Origin of the sequence: Photorhabdus asymbiotica, assembly GCF_003634575.1 — a bacterium.
GTDB classification, from domain to species: domain Bacteria; phylum Pseudomonadota; class Gammaproteobacteria; order Enterobacterales; family Enterobacteriaceae; genus Photorhabdus; species Photorhabdus asymbiotica.
Genome location: NZ_RBLJ01000001.1, coordinates 1,411,856 through 1,430,279, shown reverse-complemented (window position 1 = coordinate 1,430,279; position 18,424 = coordinate 1,411,856). Strand labels below are relative to the sequence as shown.

Sequence of the window (18,424 nt, the reverse complement as noted above, 5' to 3'; positions counted from 1 at the left end):
ATTTGTTCTAAGTAATGCGTTTTTTATATCATTATATTCTGTTTTTATACGTAACCTATAATCGATAAAAAACTATAGAAATTATGTGGTTGAATGAATGCGAAAATATCACATGGATAGGCATGGTTACAATTATGCGTTAATGGTTTTGTTAAATGGTAATGCTACGATTTATTTCATAAAAACACTCATATAATTTTATGAGAATTTAATGAGTGTTTATTATTCTATACCCTTCATCCTTCAAGTTGCTGCTTTGTTGGCTGCTTTCACTCACCCCAGTCACATAGTTATCTATGCTCCTGGGGATTCGTTCATTTGCCGCCGCGCTGCAACTCGAAATTTATTGGGTATATATGCCATCTGGAATAAAAAGGCAGCTCTGGGTAGTAGATACCACCTTCTTAGTTAAGAGGATAAGTTTTGTCTTTAAAATTCGACGATGATTGAATCCAGGTTTTCTGTACGTACCGTCGCATTGTCTCCTATTTCCTTGCAGATATCTTGAAGAATTGTTTGTTTAACCGTATCAAGATCGCTATTTTCTAAATCTGTTAGATTATGCGGATATTGAAGGATTATTACTTCATTTTCTGGATGTTTCGGTAGTTTATTTGTTTTAATTATAGTGATTCCAATATCTTTAAATTTCTTGAGGTGATTATTGATAACGTCTTTTTTTAATTCTAAGTTTTGCTGTTTAACTATAGGCGAATTTGGTCTATTCATTTGCTATTCCTTATTTATATGATGTTTGTATATTGAGAAAACGCTGTGTTGGGTTAAGAATAATATCTTTATCATAAGGTTGAGTTTATTACATTCCTGTTTTGTATCAGAGTTCAGTGAGTTTTTGTTTATATTTATTCATTCACTGTTATTCGGTTTTTTCTATTTATTTATAATCCAGCGAGGAATTCTATGTTAAAAACATATTCTGTATCAGGCGAACATCCATGGTCAGTGGCATGGCAATGCTTGGTGGGCTGGTGAGATAACGGTTTATAAAACCAGCGGGTGATGCTGCTAATTATGCGCCGTCTCTTATACCGGTATAGGCATGATTTTGAGATCATGCGCAATGCTAAATTCTGCTTCGGTTTTTTCCCGCAGAATTTCTAATGTGACGTCTGGTGCATGTTCTTTCAGGATTAACTGGCCTTGTTCAAAGGAGAAGACGCCCAGTTCAGTGACAATCATGCTGACTTTGTTGATGGCGGTAAGTGGCAGCGTACACTGTTTGAGGATCTTTGCAGAACCATCTTTAGTACAATGTTCCATTGCAATGATGACTTTACGGGCACCAGTGACAAGATCCATTGCTCCTCCCATTCCTAATACCATCTTCCCCGGTATTATCCAGCTGGCCAGATTGGCATGTTGGTCAACTTGAAGACCGCCCAGAACACAGGTGCTTATGTGACCACCGCGGATCAGAGCAAAGGAAAGGGCACTGTCAAATATGGCACCGCCGGGCAGGATACCACAAGGTTTTCCGCCAGCGTTGACCAGATTGGGATGTGCTTCTGTCGTAGGCCCAAGGCCCAAAATGCCGTTTTCTGACTGAAGAGTAATGTGAGTGTGATCAGGCAGATAGTTCGGGACTTGCGTGGGAATACCGATGCCAAGGTTGACAACGTCGCCGTCTTGTAATTCGAGAGCGACACGGTAGGCAATAAGTTGTTTAGCATTCATTATGTTTTATCCTGGATAAATGATGTAGTCGATCAATGCGCCAGGTGTTATAACGCAGTCCGGTACAATCTCACCGATTTCAACCAGCGTATCCGGTTCGGCAATTGTGATGTCTGCTGCCAGAGCAATCAGCGGGTTGAAATTTCGGGCGCTTAACTGGTAAGTCAGGTTTCCTTGATAATCGGCCAGATGAGCTTGAATTAATGCTAGATCGGCGCGTAGCGGAAGCTCCAGCAAATAATCTGTTCCATTGAGGGCTATTTTTTGTTTCCCCTCTTCGACAATAGTACCCACTCCGGTTGGTGTCAGGAATCCGCCCAGACCGGCGCCTCCGCAGCGAATACGTTCAATTAACGTACCCAAAGGAACCAGTTCTACTTCTATTTCTCCGGCAAGCAGTTGGCGTCCAGTTTCCGGATTAGTACCAATATGTGAGGTAATAATTTTTTTCACTCTGTTATTAGTCACAAGGGGGCCAATGCCGGTATCAATACGACCAGTATCGTTGGCGATCACGGTCAGATTTTTTACACCGGAGTTCAGTAATGTGGTGATTAAGTGGGGAGGTGTGCCTACGCCCATAAAACCGCCTACCATGATTGTCATTCCATCATAAAAATGCTTTGCGGCTTGCTGAATGCTGATGCATTTATTTTTCATATTTATTCCCTTATATGATGTACAGAAACTGACTTATATCAGGAGTAGCAATGGTTATGCCAGTCGTAATAAGACGTTGGATTTAAATGAGATTTTATTATAATTAATTGAAATTTAATGAATTATATTTCTCTGGCTGAAGAAACACTATGCGGGCTATATGAGTAACAGGGAAGAGGTGTGCAAAATTTTGCACAGGTGTGCACGTTTTGTTTCATCTTTTTGGCATGATGAACATGTCACCTGATAATCAGCTTTTCTGCTCAGTCAGCGGTTGGCCTTAATCGGTGTGAAGGTCGTTTATTCTGTCAGAGTGAGCGGGTCGATACGGTATTCTTGAAGTTTATACATCAGTGCCCGGCGACTGATCCCTAACATTCGAGCGGTTTGTGACCGATTGCCTTGATTGTTTGCTAGCGCAGCACTAATCAGTTTACGTTCATAGGCTTTAATGCTTTCTTTCAGACTATGACTGCGTTCCAGTGTCTGTTGGTGTTCAGAACTTAGTGGTAAAGGTGGTTTGAATAACAGATGTTCTGGCAGATCGTCGGGGAAAATAACTGATCCCGTACTCATGATGACCGCACGTTCCAGCGCGTTAGAGAGTTCCCGAACATTGCCCGGCCAGTGATACGCCGCCAGAATTGGCAATGTACTGGCATCTAATTCGATGATCTCTTTATTGTTTTCTGCACTGAATTTTTGTAGGAAATGCTGGGCCAGCAGGGCGATATCCTCAGGACGTTCCCGTAGCGGAGGGGGTGAAAGATGAATGACGTTAAGGCGGTAAAACAGATCCTGACGAAATTCTGCTCGTTCCACCATGGTCGCGAGATTACGGTTGGTTGCTGCAATCAAACGAATATCGGTTTTGATGGTTTGGTTACCGCCAAGACGTTCGAATTCTTTTTCTTGTAAAACGCGTAGTAGTTTAGCCTGTAGATTGAGGGACATTTCGCCAACTTCATCAAGTAGCAGGGTGCCCTGATTGGCGCGTTCAAATAGCCCCTGACGCTGTATTTGTGCGCCAGTAAACGCTCCTTTTTCATGGCCGAATAATTCACTTTCTAGTAAGGACTCGGGTAAAGCGCCGCAGTTAATTTTGATGAACGGCCCTTTAGCCCGCGGACTGTGATAATGAATGGCCTTAGCGATGAGTTCCTTACCGGTGCCGCTTTCGCCGGTAATCAATACTCTGGCATGGCTACGGGCAATTTTCGCTGTATCACGGCACAAAGCCATCATTTTCGGGCTGTTAGTTAAGATCCGATCCCAGCCGTAGCTGTCGGATGAGGCTCGGTGTCGTTGATTGACTTTCTGCTTCATCAATTAGCCTCCGAAAAACCTCGCCGTTCAGGTTAGGGGGAAAGTGGTGATTGGAAGTATAGAAAGCGTTGCCGAATGGGGGCAAGGGCGAAAATGGGTAAGTGTGAGGGGCTTCTAATGGGTTTGGTTCACTTTAGCCTTATAGGTGTATAATGTAATGATGATCGGTTGGTACTGAGAAGTACGGCATTGTATTTAATGCCGTACCTTGAATCTATTTGCTAAGACAATTTTAGGAGAGGGTTTCTAAGAGAAATAGTTATTGTTCCGACTTGATTACCATTGCGGGTATCTTGTCCATAACTAAAATCAAAATATTTCATCTGGTCTCCGGTTTCTACCATTGTTCCATTAATTGCCGTGAAATTTTTGCGGAGCATTGTATTAAGTCCATAGGCATTAGCATCTTTTGGTGCAACATCAATGACAACTTTTCCTATATTCTCTTTTCCTTCGGCCATGAAGTTGAATACACCTTTAGGATAGTCTTCTCTGTGAATATCTAATGGGAAGTGTTTGCCATCTGGGGAATTGAGATTTAATGAAGTCGCTCCGGCTTTTAGGGTGAAATTTGTGTTGGATGAAGTGTGAGCTTTTTCATCCAAATTAGTTTTTATCTCTAATACTGGAGAATTTATAAACACTTGTGCATTATCCTGTAAGATAATACTGCCACCATCGATATGAATACGATGACTTTTAAGCATAGCTGTAGAGGATTCAGTAATAGAGAAATAACAATTTAGTGAAATAGAACCTTCTAGCTCTTTATTTTCTTGTGCATCTATAGTCAAACGACTATTCCCTGACATAGTTACGGCTGATTCTTCAGGTTTTTGGGGGCCTGCAATTCTTACAATGTTTGCTTTCATTATTTCAAAGGTACTTGAATTTTGTAATTTTATTCTATATTTATTAAAAACTTCAGAATTTAAATAGAAATTAACTGGTTTTTCTTTATTTCCATTTATTTTAAAATTACCTGAGGATATTTTTATTATTTCTCCTATGATTCTATCTGTATTTTCTGTAATAGTCAGTTGTGAATTAGGCCAGTGAATATTATAGTAGTCAAGTTTATCTATTTCATTTTCATTAAAACATAGTGTTAATGTATTTTCTCCTGCGTCCATTTTGAAGGTGAAACCAGGATATTTATTGAATGAATTGATTGGATTAATAGCTTGGCTGCCGTTTTCATGACTGTATGATTGATCTTCATCAGGGGCCCAGATAAATTTTTCGTTCATTGTTCTACCCTTGTAGGAATTGATGTTATTTTGTAATTAAATAAACGTGAATTAATGTAAATATAGTTCAAAATTGGTGGGTTTCAAGGAGACTTTTAGCTTATTTTATTATAATTTTTTTACTGCTGAATGAAACTTGATATCAGCATTTTTATCTGTTTTTGATAAAAACTTTTCAATGATTTATTTATATATACTCAATAGATTTCGAGTTGCAGCGCGGCGAATTGTCGTGAAGTTCTGGAATGTTTTATAAAAATTAAAATTAGCAATCTTATAATTTCTCAATTGTAGAGCAAAGGTGTGAGTTCTATAGGGAATAGAAGGCTTATACCCTTCATCTTTCAAGCTGCTGCTTTGTTGGCTGCTTTCACTTACCCCAGTCACATAGTTATCTATGCTCCTGGGGATGCGTTCATTTGCCGCTGCGCTGCAACTCGAAATCTATTGGGTATATATTGTTTTATTATCTTCTGCTAAAGATCTTCGTTAGCAGTTTAATCTATTTATTTTATTGGATAAGTCTGTGCTAAGTAGGCGTTATCAATGCGTTTTAATAGTCAGTTATGACCTTATTTCTTGTCATATGGGAAATTAAGATTCCTGATTGAACTAATCGGTTTGTCTATATGTGATTTAAATCTCAAAAAAGAAAATTTCTAATTGCCGGATGTTTTATTATAGATTGCCAAATGGAGTGATTCTCTGAAGGGAATTTTATTGGGTAAGCATATATTGAATACTATAATGCATTGGAAATACTACAATAATCGTAAAATCAATTACGAATATACTTAAGTGTGACGATTTTTAGGATGGCTAATTTTATTATGAAATAATAATCAGTACTAACATGATATTATTCTTTTTTATATTGCTTGCCTATATCAAAATAAGAATAATTAACTGGTTTTATTTTTTATATAAATTATTTTGTGGTTTTCAATGTCTTAATATGAAGATAGATAAGATGTCATAAAATAATTTTAAAATTTAGTGGAAAGGAATGGAACTTTGGCTATATTTAATTAACAACGTAACATGATAAATAAAAATGGTAACGCTTTAGTGGAATAGAAGAGAAAGTTTATGACTAGAAATAAAATTAAAATTCAAGGAGGTGCTCAGAGATTAGTTCATCGATTTAATTAATTCTGAATTTATATTGTGTTTTTGAATGCAAAGATTGGTGTTATTCAAAATCTTATTATACCTTTTAATTTATTAATAATATAGGTGAATGAAATGATAGAGAAAATAGATAATATTGATGCGTTAACAGCCCTTAATAGTTTAAAGCCAACATATATTATGTCTGTGTCCAATTATTTACCACCGGATACGATGAAGTTGAATGTAATGCCATATGATTTACCATACCATAGTTTTTTCGTCGATGTGGAGACTACTCAGGTACCCCCTTATGGCTCATTACAAATTCCATTGGCAGGTCCAATGAGTGAGAGAGTGGATACAATTCTATTTACCACTATGCCTGTTCCAAGTAAGGGAATTGCTCGTCAAAATGTTTGGCTATTCCAAGATAGATATAGTAATGACAATGCTATTATGTACTGTGTTGGTGATGTCTTTAATTACAACAATAAACAGAAGGCTCATGGTGATCCCACAGGTGGGGGACAGAGGCATATGATACTGACCCCGGAGAAAAATAATATTATTGTGACATTGTATAAAGCGTTATAATAGGCTATTTTTATGAAATGGAATTTTATAGATTAAGTATTTTCAATTTATTAAAAACTCATCATGGACTTAAATAAGTTTTTGCAAACTTATAAATTAAACGATATGTAATTGCTTTACGAGTATGATGGTTTTTGATTAATGGCTACGCTTTAGGCGTAGCCTTTTTATTTTAGGTATAATATATTCTAAAATATAGAATGATCTTGGAATTAACAAATTAATGATATGATGGATGTTATCAACAAGTAATTAATACTGTGGTTTATGCGTTAGGTTATTTGATTTTTTTGCTTATCTATTGATTGTAATCTATTAAATTAGATTTATATTCTAATTTACTATTCTGTACAGCTAAATAGAATATTGCTAATTTTTATTTATAAATAAGATTCTAAAATAGTGCTACATCTTGCATCACTCACAATTCTATGTATAACAATGGGTTGAAGATGGTCATGTGTAGCAGAATTATGAAACGTTATTTATTGAGTGGTACGTTATCTTATTTGATTTCGTACCACAAAGGGAAAGGTAATTATGGCAGGTCATGTAATTATATTTACTTGATAAAATAATTGATATTATAATTTGAGTGATATTTTTGTAGTTGTCACACTATTACCTTGGCGAGTTTCAGTTCCATAACTAACGCTAAAATTCTCTTTGTCTGCTATTTTTCCATTTATAGCGATGAGTTTTTTGCTAAATATTTTATCGCTGAATTTTGGGTCATTTATGACATCAATTATAATTTTTCCTTTATTATCACCTTTTGTAGTAATGAAGTTAAATAGGCATTCAGGATATTCTATATTGTCAAGAGACAGAGGAGAACTAATGCCAGTAATAGATGAGATTTTTAATAAAGGCGAACCGGTTCCAAGATTAAATTGTGTCTTGCTTCTGTCTATATCACTTTTCGGCAATATACCGTCGTTGTTTAATATTAACTGTGAGTTATCTTGTATGTTTATATTACAGTAATTAAATTTCCCATCTCCCAAAAATAGTTCACTACTTTCAAAAGTAAGTTCAGATGATTCCTTCAGAGAAATACTACTAGCTAAAAAAATAAATGCGGGAGAATCTTGTTGTATATCCATTGGTTGTGTTATTCTGAATTTGCTTTTTCCTGACATAGTTAGTGTAGGAGGTTTATCAGAAGTAATATAATCTATGAACATAAACACAGTTCCTGGATTTCTTATTTCTAATTCGCTTAAGTCTCTAAAATCAAATGTGGCGCTATCAGCACAGCCAAAATAAATAACTGTGTTATCTCTTTTTTCTGATTGATAGTCTACTGTTAATATCCCGGTAGAATTATTTATTGCCATAACTTTGTCACTACCAATGAATTCCCCATTATCATTGGAACTAAATTCGGGCCAATAGATAGAGGCATACTTAGATTTGCTTGTTAATGTTAATATATTATCATTTTTATCCATTGTAAAACTGGTACTGTCTGATTTATCTAGCGAATTGGGTTCAGATTGCGGAGGGAGGATAATCGTTTGGGTTCCATAATCGTCAGTATATATTTTAATTTCCTGTTGATTTGATGATTTAGTGAAAATCTTTCTCATTTTTAACTCCTCATAAAAATTAAATTTTTTCATAATTAAAAGTGGTTAAAATAAATATAGTTCAAAATGGTAGGGTTTCAAGCGGTTGAATAAATTTATTTTATGTTTTTTATCCTGTTCAAAATAAATTGCAATAAGCAGTTCAGTTTTCTTTATAATCAATAAATTTACTTGAAGGATATATTTTATTGTGTTTAAATTACTGTTTAATTCTGAAATTAATTATTAACATTCTTCCACCTTTATCTTGGATAATCTCTTGAATGGTTTCTATGTCATTAGTATTACCATATTACAGATGAATAACCTGCAATCACCTAATACTCGTGGCTATATTGAGATATTTATCCAGTTTTACAGTAAGATCATAGATGCAACTTTCTCTGTATTGTAATAATATTTCTATTTATCAGTATTATCATCGTGTTTTGTACCGTTTTAAGAATATAAATATTATAATTGATTTAATTTAAAATTAAATTCCTATATCATTTAAACGGAATTTTTCCATATTGAACTATCGAGTTAATAAATCTTAATTTAATGAAAATTTATATCTAATTAATTATATCCTTGCAGGGTAAATAATATCATTCTAATGATAATAATTTGAAATTAACAGATGGTTTTCTTTATATGATATTTAAATTGACTTGTAATCATATGGAGAATTGACTACTTTTTTGATGTGAATATATGAAATTCTCAGATTCACTAAAGAATATTGATTATATGATTTCATTCGAAAATTAAACATTATTTAAGAAAGATATTTACATACCTAAAATAGCTATGAAAATTAATTTCAATTAGCTAATACTATTATACGATAATTAAATGATTCTTGAAGGATATATAAATATGAAGAAATGTATGTTAGGAGCATTGCTTCTCGGGATTGCGTTTGCCGCAAACGCAGGCAGTGGAGCCGATAAGTCTATTGAATTAACTGATCAAGAGTGTATTGCGAAATGGGATATGTCTAGTGCTTCCCGGTCTTGTGATGCATTAATTTGGAAAATCGGAGATACTACTTGCGCTATTACAGCACTATGTCGTGTTGCTCATGGGCCAGTTGTTGAGAATGGTACTCGGTTTTTTCCGTATTCTAAGGTATCACAGCTCGTTAACTGCGATGGTTATTTAAAGACTTATGGATGTTGACTTTGTTTTCATTAATTTCAGGCTACGGGCTGTAGCCTGATTAGGGCGTTAGGGAAAAATTGTAAATTCAAGTCAGTGCCGTAATCTCTGAAAATAGGGCTTGTGGATAAAAATTTTTTATAATTAGTTATGACTATGCTAAGGCTATGTAATATAGGCAAAACCGAAATTTAGGATAAAGGTGAACACCAAACTAGGAAAAAATAAATGAAATTAAAATTTGCTAATTGGCAATAAATGTGAGTTAATAGCATCACTGGTTTGGAAGTTCAGACCTATTTATGAAAAAGAAAGTTAAAGCAGTTCACCATTTAGCGCTATCCCTGATACCACTTCATTGCGAATTCCTTCTAATTAGTACCCATAAGTAAAACTGAAAAACAGACCTCATACGCCTTATGGCAACTTCATAAAATTAAAGGAAAACTCTATGTCTAATGCAATGACTGGTTCAGTAAAATGGTTTAATAACGATAAAGGCTTTGGATTTATTTCTCCAAAAAATGGTAGCAAAGATGTTTTTGTCCATTATTCTGCAATTCAGAGCAATAATTTCAAAACACTGGAAGAAGGTCAGGAAGTTTCATTCTCTATTGAGAATGGTGCTAAAGGTCCATCAGCAGTAAATGTGATCGTATTATCCTGATTTAACTTAATTGCTTAAATCGATTAGCGACTTTACGATAGCGATGAGGGTGATATCCTGAGCAGTTAAAGTTGTTAATAAGTAAAAACCCGCTTACGCTTAGTTGCGGGTTTTTTGCGTGGTGGTAGCTATATTTTGTTTGATTTTCTGTTTGGTTTTTTCGCCTTGGCCGTTTAAATATAAACTAAAGAATTAACATAGTTGTTTCTGAATCTGTCAAAGTGACAAAATCATTAACTTTTCCATTTGCTATTAATAGCGGACATGAGTGCGTCGAGTTGGCTATCTAAGCTGGCATCAATGATCCCCACTTCTGTTTCCAGAATACAACCGCCTTGATCGAGGCGAGCATCAGCGGTGACTTCTAAATAGCCGATTTCAGGAAAATCTTTATGTACTCGAGATATCTGTTCGCGCACTGTTGCAGCTTGTTCAGGATTAACCCGTAGGATGACCTGCTTTTGGTTGCTGACTAATGAAAGCGCTTCTCGAACCACTTGTAAGGTAAGGGAAATCTGATCGTAATTTTTCAGGATCTTTCGTACAGCCTGTAATACCACATTGCTCATTTGTTGCTCGACTTGCCGGTAGTATTGCTGGCATTGCAACTGGGTTTGATGAATCAGGCTGGCTTGTTCTGCGCGAGCGGCATCAATACCTGCCTGCCAACCCAGCTCTTTTTGTTGCTCATAAACTGTTTGAGCCTCTCGTTCAATTTCCTTCGCTTGGGCCCGAGCGGCATCAAGCAACGATTCGGCATTGAGACAGGTCTGATAGTCTGCTTTACGTAGTATCAGAAGTTCAGGAGACAGTTGGGGGTGTTCTTTTGTTATTTTAATAAAAGGTAACATTCTGTATTCACTTGCTTAGCTAATTTGAGACACAATGCTTGTGCTAACGGTCGTTCTGTCTGGCTGACAGGCCAATCTGGGAGGTTTTCATGGGGAGGAAATCGCAGGCTCAGACGTTTAGCGAAATCGACAGGAAAGGGGTCTATCGCCATTAGCCAAAATTGTAGCGCACTGGTACGAAAATAGTTCGCAGTAATCGTTGGCGGTAATGGACGTTGCCAACCAGTCGGCCAATTGCCGATGATGATATCGAGGTACTTTAAGCAGAAGCGATGCCCCTCTATACCGAGGGAGTTATGCAAGTGGCGAAGTTCTGTCGCCAACAAGCAATGGCGAATAGCTTGTCCATGCAATAGGGCACCCAGCCAGGTAAGCATCTGCTCTAAATAGGATTGCTCTAATAGGGCGATATTTCCCAACCCGGTTGGCAATTCATAGCCCACATTCAAATTAAATTGAGTTAATAGTAGTCCATTGATCCTGGGAGAGCTACGCCACTCAGGAAGGTAGGACAGGACTGAAAGCCATTCTGGCGGTAGATGGTCAGAATGGATATAGCTGGCAGGGCAGAATTTGAACTGGTAGGGCGTTAATCCTGTTGCCATTATTGCACCTTGCTTCGGTGCCACAGGAACTGAGCCAGGTTGCTGATAAATAGCAAGGCTAATAATAGAACTAAAAGCCCGACCAGACGGCCCTGTGATTCTTCAGTGACTTGGATAGAGAATAAAGTCGTGTACCTTGGTGCTAATGGTACTTGACGCACGCCAGCTGCGGGAACTAATACAACGCTGATACGATCATAACTCAGCCCTTCAATGCTGTTATTGACCAATTGCTTTATCTGCGGGATGTAGGTATCCAATTGAACGTCAGCAGCGTGTTTGATAAACACGGAAGAAGAGGCTGGCAATAATTTTTTACCCAGTCTGTCTTGCTCTTCCGGTAAGACTACATGTACGCGTGCCACGAGTACTCCGTCGATCTCAGAAAGCGTTCGGGCGATCTCTTGTGCTTTGGCGAAGTTGAGCCGAGCACGTTCTTCCACCGGGGAAGAGATAAGCCCATCTTTGGGGAAGACATCTTGTAGCGAAGAGAAGTTTTCTCGTGGATACCCTTTACTCTTGAGTACCTCAACAGCTTGTGCGACATCAGATTCTTCTACCAACAACTTGATATTGCCATCTTTATCTGGCTGTTTATCAGAGGAAATGCCCGCTTCCCTGAGTAAGGCTAACATTTCGTTGCCTTCTTTTTGGCTAACTCCTGTGTAGAGTTCGATTTTACAGCCAGCTAGCATCAGGACAGCGAGCAAGACGCAGATTATATAGGGTTTCTTCACAGCTCCTCACTGGGCTTTCATTAAAGTTTCAACGTTTTGATTGAGTCGTCCTACCGTTTTGGCAATCAACTCTTCTTGCAAGGTGATGCGCATCAGAGACCACTGCATTTGCATCAGGCTGTTGGGATCACTGCCAGGGACGGCTAGCTGTGTTTCCAACTCTTGTTTAGCCTGAGTAAGCTGTTGTCTGATCTGACCCAATTCATTGATCAGATTGTTGCCGAGCCCCTGATCATGATTGGACATAGCATGTTCAAAACGTGCAATATTTTCGGCACTGGCTTGGAGTTTATTAAGTTCATCCAAGTTGGTTATCAGTATCTCTCTTATCTGTGGTAGGTCCATTATTCCTCCAAATCGAGTTTGTGTGAGTTTCGTAGTAGGTTATCTACCATACCGTTACGAGGGATCAGTGTTTGCAACTCACGTCGAATTAGGTCACTCAGGTATTCATTACCCGCTAAAGGCTTAATGTTGCCTAGTACTTTGAGAAGTACGGTTTCCTGTTGTCGGCCTGTGGGCGCAAATTCACGAACAATTGCTCTCAATTCTGGTATATCCAGTGATGGCTTGACGGGCAATGCTAAGCCACCAAACTGCGACCATAAGTGTTCTTGGACAGGGGTAGTGAGCCTGGCTTCTAATTGGGCACGTTGCGAAGGTTGGCTTTCAGGCGATAAGGTCTGATACCACTGCCAGAGAGTTTTGTGCTGTGTTGTTGGATCTAAGTCGCCTAAAACGTTTTCCAGAGGTTCTCCCTGTAGCCAACGTTGCTGTCGTTCTTTCAGCATTTGTTGATCGGGCAAGATTTCCAGTGCTTGCTCGAAGCTGTGCTGATGCCCAGAACTGACCGAAGGCTGTGCTGTTGGTTGCGGCACAGTGTGATCGGTCGGCCCTTCAATCCTATTCATGAGTCAGTTGTTCCCGCATACCGTCAACAAAGGAGAGCAATTGTGGATCGTCACTGCCTGCCATTCGTGTCAGTCTTTGTTCCAGAGCTGATGCTAGTCCCAGACGCCACTCACACAAAGCTAACCAAGGTTCCAGACTAGGCCAGGGAAGATCTCGACCAAAATCTAAAGCCTGTTGATATTTGCCTTGATTTGTCAAAGAAGAGAGCCGAATCAGGTTTGCAGCTTCTTGACTTTCCTCGTTTAACATCAGCCAGTCAGCAATAATATTGGCCTCGTCATGGCAGTGATGGCCGCTTCCAACCAGAGCAATATCTGCCAGTAGCCCTTTGAGTGAACGTGTCATGATTAGATCTTCTGTAATATGCCCTGCATCAGGTCTTTCATGGACCGGGTGACAGTGGAGTTAATGTTGTAGATGACTGACCACTTGTTAATCGTGTGTTGCAATTCAGCCAGTAATGCGGGGTTATCAGGACCGTCTTTGAGGGCGGTGATTGCGTCATTGACGTTTTTGTTGGCTGCGTTAGCTTGTGTGCTTAATTGATTAGCAACTTTATCAAGTGTATTTACTGTCTCTGCGGAAGTAAAAATTTTAGTGCTAGCATCTGCTCCAGACATGATTGTCTCCTTCTGTTGCATTAAGTATTGTAATTGCAGCTTGGATAGCATCAGCTTCCAACTGCCACTGTTGGTATTCTTGTACCGAACCTCCATGTCTCAAACGTTGTTTGATATCGTTTAGTGCCTGAGAGAGGCGGTGTTGAAGTTCGTTGACATAATTGGGATCAGCCCCGAACAGTCGGGCCTCCAGGGATGTCATCATAAAGCGGGGCTCCTGTTAAGTTTGATGATAAATTGCTGTTCACCTTTGATAATGATAATGGCATCGCTGCGGATTGCTTCGATCCTTAAACCATTTTCTGTTGTTGCTCCAACGGGGTAGCGCAGGTTATTTTTTAGTACCACGTAGGGTACACGCCCCAAGGAAACCGCCCGGACATCGAAATTGAGTTCATCATTATTGCGGGCTAGCCGGTTGTTGTTTAGCAGTACCAGTTCTGGTCGGTTGCCGAATTCTTGCTTAAATACTTGCTGTAAGCGGTAGAAGCTGTGAGTTTGGTGCTCATCCAGTTGACCTGTGAACTCGATACGATCACTTTTATCCTGATAGGTCAGTGTGTTGGGCAAATCATGTTTAGCCAGTAGCATATCTAGTCTCTTGAGATGGCCACCGGTTTGCATCGTTTGGTTTTCTATACCAAGTAAGCCCGGAACGTCGCGTTTAAGTAATGATTCGATATCATTCCAGTTCTGCTCAGAATCAGTTAATTCTCCGGTAAGACGAATCCAGCCAGGTTGTTTGCCATTGCCGCTTTGGACTTGGGTATGACCTAATTTCTGTAAGATAAAATCCACTCCTTGAAGTAATTCCTCCATGGTACGTAACTCCAGGCGATAATTAAGCGGGTGGGTATCAAGATATTGTTGCAGTGCCAGCCGATGGTGGTTGCGGTCCACATAACCTTTTATCAGTAGAGGTTCATCATTAGGCATCATTTGCACACTAACCTGATGATAGGCTGAGTTGCTATTGAGAAAACGACGTAGTTCTTGCTCGGCCATACCATTGGACATGTTGCTTCTTTGCCATCCTTCATGTCCAAGCAACGCTAGAAAAACAAGTGCGACTACCAAACAGAGTATTAACATCCAACCAGCAATCCGGTTGCGATTTTGCCGGACTGGGCGCTGGTGTGGTGTTATCACCGGCTCGGCAAGTTGGTCTGGGAAGGTATGTTGTTGGTCGCAGAAAGCCCATAGCAATGGACCTGCTTCCTGACGGGCCAGTGCTTGCAATAAGGCATTTGGCGACAGCGGTTCGCCATTCTGACTTGGTGTTGTTTCACCCGCCCATTCCAACAAGCGGACTGAGTCTGGTTCTACTTCTAAGATGAGGTGCACGGGGGCAATTCCTTCATCTACCAGAACGATGTCTGCCTGTAGAGGGTCTGAGCCGATGACTAAACGCCCTTCAGCCAAATTGACCTCAATACTTTTATTCAGTCCGCGGTAAAAGCGAATTTTCCAACTCATTTGCTCGCCTTGTTTTGTGCACGAACACACCAAGTATCCTTAAGTGAACATTGTTGTTCGATGATGCGCCATCCATAAACGTTACCCATTCGGCATGAAGTCAGAAATGAGCTTTTACCCGCTTGTCGTAATGTTTCTTGCATTTGACGGGCTGAGGATAATGGTTGGCATTGTGCACTACTCAGTGCTTTACTCAGAGAAATGCTCTGATTAGAGATATCTTGTGTCGCCAGTAATCCGGTACGTAGGTCTTGGCCGTTACCCAGAGCCAGATAATTGGCCACTCCACTATCAATTAGCCGTGGCTCAATAATGAACAGTCGTACTGATCGTCTAACTTGCTCAGTGGTAGTGCGGAACAATACGCCTAGGTAAGGAATATCGCCTAAAAATGGCACCTTGCGTACAGTTTCACTCATCTCATCACGATAAATGCCGCCGATCAGCAGGCTTTGACCATGCCCAACCCGGGCAACTGTATCGACAATGGTTCGGTTAATTGTAGGTATGCCCCCTAAGCCTGAACTGTTCGGCTTCTGATTACCATCCTCAATATGCAGGTTTAAACTGATTTCGGGGGTATCGCCTATTTTGATGACTCTGGGGGTCATGCGTAGCATGGTGCCATAGGTAAGACTCTTAAGCTCAGCAACCCGTTCACCTTCAACTTTTACGTAATAGGTTTCATTGTGATCAATAACTGCTTGAGTGTTCTCCTGAGTGAGTAGTGTCGGGCGGGAAACTACCTGAGCACTGCCTTTGCTTTCTAATAAGGTTATTTTGGCTAACAGATAATCCAGACCACGGCGGTCAACTAAACTACCCAATGCAGTTGAACCGATGCTTTCGCCTTTTCCTCCGTTCTTCTCCTTTTCCTTTTCTCTGGCTGAGGTTGTGATATCAATTATATGGCGTGGTCCAGTATTGATACCTACCTGCCAGTCAACGCCTAACTCTGAAAGATTGTCAGCATTGATGTCAACGATGGAGAGGGCAACTTCAATACGCGCTGATGGCTTATCCAGTGCGTTAATCAAATGTGTATACATGGACATCCTTTCAGGATTGTCCCGTACAATGATTGCGTTTAGAGAGGGTTCTGCCTGTATGACAGCACGACTTGAGTGGTTTCCTCCCGTAGATGAGGACATTTCACCCGTGACAGTTGTCACATTGGCATCACTAAGCAGGCGGGAGAGGACGGTGGCTATGCCAGGCGCTTCAATATTGGTATCACGATACTGGATCTTGCGATCGACAACTGAAGCATATTTAAGTGGGAAAATTTCTATTGTTAATGCGCCCGTTTTTTCGCTACGTAGTAGTGACTGCTGTTCCAATGCAGATGCAGTTTGATCGACCAGCTCAAGATAGCGGGGAGGACCAGATACATAAACTAGTTGGTTGTTTGAGTCAGGGCGCCAGCCAAAGCGTGATTCCCAGATGCCGGCACGTTTCAGAACCTGTTTTAACTCTGTTGCGTTGGTCTGCTCAAGCTTAAGGAGACGCGATTGTATTTCGCTATTTTTGAATACATAAAGCACACTGCCATCATAATACCAGACCAGATTATAGAGAGAGGATAAGTGTTGCAGGAATTCCTGAGGCCCTTCGTGTTCGAAATGACCACTAACCTGATCGGTCACCTTATCACTGACAATCACTGATGCTTCATAGTTAGCACCAAAATTAACCAGGACATCCCGTAAACTTTCTCCTTTAGCCAAATAGTTATAAGGCGTAGGCAACCAGTCTAGATCCTGGCTAAACGCAGAGGGAAGTATCATAGTGCTGATACTCAACGATAACAGTAAGTAACGGCACAGCCGTTGGAACTGTTTCATGGCTGCCATATTACCTGTTTCCATTGCGGAGCAGATTGAGTTTCTGATAATAAAGTTATTACCTGTTCCAATAGATCGATATGTATGCCTATCATCTGCTCCAGTATTTGAACATCCAGACTGTCATGAGCAAGACGTGCTTCCAGAATAAGATTCTCTGATTCATCCAAGACTATTGCTTGAGGGGCATAGCGTCCCCATCGAGTGACTTGTTGAAGCAATATTTTTAGTGATTCAGTACTTGTTTGATCTTGTAGGTTATGACGCCAGTTTAGTGGGCTGGATAATACAAATTCGGTTCCCTGTTGGCGCAGAAACAGGTTGTAGTTATCAATGTGTAGATGATAGTGCCCTTGTCTATCGGGAACAAAAAGCTTCTGGCCCAAGCGACTGGCCAAATGGTTGAGTAGAGTTTGCATGCTTCCTCTAAATGGTTAGGCCATCGTCGATTGCCAGTGAAAACTATCCTGTGGTAGACATAAAGCCCGAGCACAGAGCCATTGTTGCAAATGGTTGGCCGCCTTGGAGTCATATTCTATGGCGGTTAACCAAGCCCAGCATGATGACAACGCTTCCGGAACTGGCATAAAAGCCATCAGGTTGCCGTCAGATTGGAGTGCATCTAGCCCAATAAACCAATTTGGCCACGCTTCGCGGGCATGGGTTTCAGTTGTAACCAGCTGTTTTTCTAACTGATGTTTGCGTTGGTTGAGTGTTGCTTGTAAGGATATGACCTCTTGCTGATGTTGTTCCCGGCATTGAGGTGGTACGTTTTCAGCCTGTTGCCAAAAGTGTGCTTTAGCATGTAATTGTCGTTCTTGAATCTGCAATTGTTCAAGTTCGGTGAACCAGAGTTCAATTTCTGGTTCTAACAGTCGTAGCCACCAGTTAAATAGTGGTTGTAATACCCAGTGTTGCAAAAGACACTTGTCAGCCAGGTTAATGTGGTCACCCAGTATTTGATTCCAGTCGCACTCTGGTTTCGCAGCTGTTCTGATTAGCTGTTGTAGTTCATCACGTCTTAAAGTTTGCCCGCAATTTAACCGTCTGTGAAACCAAACCGATTTCGTCAGGCTTTCCAAACGGCGTCTTGGTAAGAGACGTTGTAACAAAACAGACTGCTGGCTATTGATAATGCCTGTATTCTGAGATTGGGCTGGCTGTGATTTTCCGAGTAACTGATCCCGGCGTGGAATCCCAGACTGCATGACAGAGATTTTGCGGCCAAGAAACATGCTGGTTCGAGTCTGATTATGGTCTTGTTGGCTCATGCTATGCTCATCTTGCTGCTAGTCACTCTTATCGATTAAATTAGAAATGGCTTTATTTTATCTGTCAG

General features: G+C 40.0%; 21 protein-coding genes and 1 pseudogene. 3 read left to right on the top strand and 19 right to left on the bottom strand.

Features of this window, described 5'->3' with window-relative positions; genetic code table 11:
- Positions 1 to 429: 429 nt before the first annotated feature.
- From BDD30_RS06325 to BDD30_RS23490, 6 genes and pseudogenes are all read right to left on the bottom strand, one after another.
- Positions 430 to 729: a hypothetical protein gene (locus tag BDD30_RS06325; protein ID WP_041381619.1), complete on the bottom strand. Its 300-nt coding sequence runs from the start codon at positions 727 to 729 to the stop codon at positions 430 to 432.
- A gap of 315 nt (positions 730 to 1,044) precedes the next feature.
- Entirely contained in the window at positions 1,045 to 1,695 is a 651-nt protein-coding gene (locus BDD30_RS06320; RefSeq protein ID WP_012777194.1) for a CoA transferase subunit B, read from the bottom strand.
- Positions 1,696 to 1,701: 6 nt separating this feature from the next.
- Positions 1,702 to 2,355, bottom strand: coding sequence for an acetate CoA-transferase subunit alpha (atoD, locus tag BDD30_RS06315; protein WP_012777195.1), 654 nt, complete (start codon positions 2,353 to 2,355; stop codon positions 1,702 to 1,704).
- 300 nt (positions 2,356 to 2,655) lie between these two features.
- A pseudogene (locus BDD30_RS06310) lies at positions 2,656 to 3,681 on the bottom strand (sigma 54-interacting transcriptional regulator); the annotation flags it as partial.
- Between the two features lie 221 nt (positions 3,682 to 3,902).
- Complete coding sequence (locus BDD30_RS06305; RefSeq protein ID WP_012777197.1) at positions 3,903 to 4,931, bottom strand: hypothetical protein; 1,029 nt, start codon at positions 4,929 to 4,931, stop codon at positions 3,903 to 3,905.
- Between the two features lie 183 nt (positions 4,932 to 5,114).
- On the bottom strand, positions 5,115 to 5,318 hold the full coding sequence (locus BDD30_RS23490) for a hypothetical protein (protein ID WP_170152946.1): 204 nt from the start codon (positions 5,316 to 5,318) through the stop codon (positions 5,115 to 5,117).
- Between the two features lie 858 nt (positions 5,319 to 6,176).
- Here BDD30_RS23490 and BDD30_RS06300 point away from each other — a divergent pair.
- On the top strand, positions 6,177 to 6,638 hold the full coding sequence (locus tag BDD30_RS06300) for a hypothetical protein (protein WP_012777198.1): 462 nt from the start codon (positions 6,177 to 6,179) through the stop codon (positions 6,636 to 6,638).
- Positions 6,639 to 7,222: 584 nt separating this feature from the next.
- On the opposite strand, the gene BDD30_RS06295 is transcribed toward BDD30_RS06300, so the two are convergent.
- Entirely contained in the window at positions 7,223 to 8,230 is a 1,008-nt protein-coding gene (locus BDD30_RS06295) for a hypothetical protein (RefSeq protein WP_012777199.1), read from the bottom strand.
- A gap of 861 nt (positions 8,231 to 9,091) precedes the next feature.
- Between BDD30_RS06295 and BDD30_RS06290 the strand changes: the two genes are divergently transcribed.
- Both BDD30_RS06290 and cspE read left to right on the top strand, forming a co-directional pair.
- A complete protein-coding gene (locus BDD30_RS06290; RefSeq protein WP_012777202.1) occupies positions 9,092 to 9,394 on the top strand; it encodes a hypothetical protein in 303 nt (100 codons plus the stop codon).
- 430 nt (positions 9,395 to 9,824) lie between these two features.
- The gene (cspE, locus tag BDD30_RS06285) at positions 9,825 to 10,040 is read left to right on the top strand and encodes a transcription antiterminator/RNA stability regulator CspE (protein ID WP_012777203.1); all 216 of its coding nucleotides are present in this window, start codon (positions 9,825 to 9,827) and stop codon (positions 10,038 to 10,040) included.
- A gap of 233 nt (positions 10,041 to 10,273) precedes the next feature.
- Here cspE and BDD30_RS06280 read toward each other — a convergent pair whose 3' ends face one another.
- Genes BDD30_RS06280 through BDD30_RS06225 form a run of 12 tightly spaced genes read right to left on the bottom strand, consistent with a single transcriptional unit; the run spans position 10,274 to position 18,356 of the window.
- Positions 10,274 to 10,891: an HrpE/YscL family type III secretion apparatus protein gene (locus tag BDD30_RS06280; RefSeq protein ID WP_012777204.1), complete on the bottom strand. Its 618-nt coding sequence runs from the start codon at positions 10,889 to 10,891 to the stop codon at positions 10,274 to 10,276.
- Positions 10,870 to 11,496, bottom strand: coding sequence for a Yop proteins translocation protein K (locus BDD30_RS06275; protein ID WP_012777205.1), 627 nt, complete (start codon positions 11,494 to 11,496; stop codon positions 10,870 to 10,872). Before BDD30_RS06275 ends, BDD30_RS06280 begins: the two co-directional genes overlap by 22 nt.
- Entirely contained in the window at positions 11,496 to 12,233 is a 738-nt protein-coding gene (sctJ, locus tag BDD30_RS06270; RefSeq protein WP_012777206.1) for a type III secretion system inner membrane ring lipoprotein SctJ, read from the bottom strand. The genes BDD30_RS06275 and sctJ overlap by 1 nt, the downstream gene beginning before the upstream one ends.
- A 6-nt stretch (positions 12,234 to 12,239) precedes the next feature.
- A complete protein-coding gene (gene sctI, locus BDD30_RS06265; protein WP_012777207.1) occupies positions 12,240 to 12,578 on the bottom strand; it encodes a type III secretion system inner rod subunit SctI in 339 nt (112 codons plus the stop codon).
- Positions 12,578 to 13,144, bottom strand: coding sequence for a YopR family T3SS polymerization control protein (locus BDD30_RS06260; protein WP_012777208.1), 567 nt, complete (start codon positions 13,142 to 13,144; stop codon positions 12,578 to 12,580). Before BDD30_RS06260 ends, sctI begins: the two co-directional genes overlap by 1 nt.
- Complete coding sequence (locus BDD30_RS06255; RefSeq protein ID WP_012777209.1) at positions 13,137 to 13,490, bottom strand: YscG family type III secretion system chaperone; 354 nt, start codon at positions 13,488 to 13,490, stop codon at positions 13,137 to 13,139. Before BDD30_RS06255 ends, BDD30_RS06260 begins: the two co-directional genes overlap by 8 nt.
- Positions 13,491 to 13,492: 2 nt before the next feature.
- A complete protein-coding gene (sctF, locus tag BDD30_RS06250) occupies positions 13,493 to 13,765 on the bottom strand; it encodes a type III secretion system needle filament subunit SctF (protein ID WP_041381623.1) in 273 nt (90 codons plus the stop codon).
- Positions 13,746 to 13,970 carry an EscE/YscE/SsaE family type III secretion system needle protein co-chaperone gene (locus tag BDD30_RS06245; RefSeq protein WP_041381625.1) on the bottom strand — a complete coding sequence of 75 codons (225 nt, stop codon included), beginning with the start codon at positions 13,968 to 13,970 and terminating at the stop codon, positions 13,746 to 13,748. Before BDD30_RS06245 ends, sctF begins: the two co-directional genes overlap by 20 nt.
- Positions 13,967 to 15,241, bottom strand: a complete 1,275-nt coding sequence (gene sctD, locus BDD30_RS06240; RefSeq protein ID WP_012777211.1) for a type III secretion system inner membrane ring subunit SctD — start codon at positions 15,239 to 15,241, stop codon at positions 13,967 to 13,969. Before sctD ends, BDD30_RS06245 begins: the two co-directional genes overlap by 4 nt.
- On the bottom strand, positions 15,238 to 17,094 hold the full coding sequence (gene sctC, locus BDD30_RS06235) for a type III secretion system outer membrane ring subunit SctC (protein WP_012777212.1): 1,857 nt from the start codon (positions 17,092 to 17,094) through the stop codon (positions 15,238 to 15,240). The genes sctD and sctC overlap by 4 nt, the downstream gene beginning before the upstream one ends.
- Positions 17,082 to 17,504, bottom strand: a complete 423-nt coding sequence (locus BDD30_RS06230; RefSeq protein ID WP_012777213.1) for a YscB family type III secretion system chaperone — start codon at positions 17,502 to 17,504, stop codon at positions 17,082 to 17,084. Before BDD30_RS06230 ends, sctC begins: the two co-directional genes overlap by 13 nt.
- A gap of 15 nt (positions 17,505 to 17,519) precedes the next feature.
- Complete coding sequence (locus BDD30_RS06225; protein WP_012777214.1) at positions 17,520 to 18,356, bottom strand: T3SS regulon anti-activator ExsD domain-containing protein; 837 nt, start codon at positions 18,354 to 18,356, stop codon at positions 17,520 to 17,522.
- Positions 18,357 to 18,424: the final 68 nt, after the last annotated feature.

Bases quoted from the DNA above. Each gene is read 5' to 3' on its own strand.
- sctF (WP_041381623.1), bottom strand. From the start codon at position 13,765: ATGTCTGGAGCAGATGCTAGCACTAAAATTTTTACTTCCGCAGAGACA.
- BDD30_RS06260 (WP_012777208.1), bottom strand. From the start codon at position 13,144: ATGAATAGGATTGAAGGGCCGACCGATCACACTGTGCCGCAACCAACA.
- BDD30_RS06325 (WP_041381619.1), bottom strand. From the start codon at position 729: ATGAATAGACCAAATTCGCCTATAGTTAAACAGCAAAACTTAGAATTA.
- BDD30_RS06245 (WP_041381625.1), bottom strand. From the start codon at position 13,970: ATGATGACATCCCTGGAGGCCCGACTGTTCGGGGCTGATCCCAATTAT.
- BDD30_RS06280 (WP_012777204.1), bottom strand. From the start codon at position 10,891: ATGTTACCTTTTATTAAAATAACAAAAGAACACCCCCAACTGTCTCCT.
- BDD30_RS06225 (WP_012777214.1), bottom strand. From the start codon at position 18,356: ATGAGCCAACAAGACCATAATCAGACTCGAACCAGCATGTTTCTTGGC.
- sctC (WP_012777212.1), bottom strand. From the start codon at position 17,094: ATGGCAGCCATGAAACAGTTCCAACGGCTGTGCCGTTACTTACTGTTA.
- BDD30_RS06320 (WP_012777194.1), bottom strand. From the start codon at position 1,695: ATGAATGCTAAACAACTTATTGCCTACCGTGTCGCTCTCGAATTACAA.
- atoD (WP_012777195.1), bottom strand. From the start codon at position 2,355: ATGAAAAATAAATGCATCAGCATTCAGCAAGCCGCAAAGCATTTTTAT.
- BDD30_RS06230 (WP_012777213.1), bottom strand. From the start codon at position 17,504: ATGCAAACTCTACTCAACCATTTGGCCAGTCGCTTGGGCCAGAAGCTT.
- BDD30_RS06295 (WP_012777199.1), bottom strand. From the start codon at position 8,230: ATGAGAAAGATTTTCACTAAATCATCAAATCAACAGGAAATTAAAATA.
- BDD30_RS06290 (WP_012777202.1), top strand. From the start codon at position 9,092: ATGAAGAAATGTATGTTAGGAGCATTGCTTCTCGGGATTGCGTTTGCC.
- sctD (WP_012777211.1), bottom strand. From the start codon at position 15,241: ATGAGTTGGAAAATTCGCTTTTACCGCGGACTGAATAAAAGTATTGAG.
- BDD30_RS06255 (WP_012777209.1), bottom strand. From the start codon at position 13,490: ATGACACGTTCACTCAAAGGGCTACTGGCAGATATTGCTCTGGTTGGA.
- BDD30_RS06275 (WP_012777205.1), bottom strand. From the start codon at position 11,496: ATGGCAACAGGATTAACGCCCTACCAGTTCAAATTCTGCCCTGCCAGC.
- sctI (WP_012777207.1), bottom strand. From the start codon at position 12,578: ATGGACCTACCACAGATAAGAGAGATACTGATAACCAACTTGGATGAA.
- BDD30_RS06300 (WP_012777198.1), top strand. From the start codon at position 6,177: ATGATAGAGAAAATAGATAATATTGATGCGTTAACAGCCCTTAATAGT.
- BDD30_RS06305 (WP_012777197.1), bottom strand. From the start codon at position 4,931: ATGAACGAAAAATTTATCTGGGCCCCTGATGAAGATCAATCATACAGT.
- cspE (WP_012777203.1), top strand. From the start codon at position 9,825: ATGTCTAATGCAATGACTGGTTCAGTAAAATGGTTTAATAACGATAAA.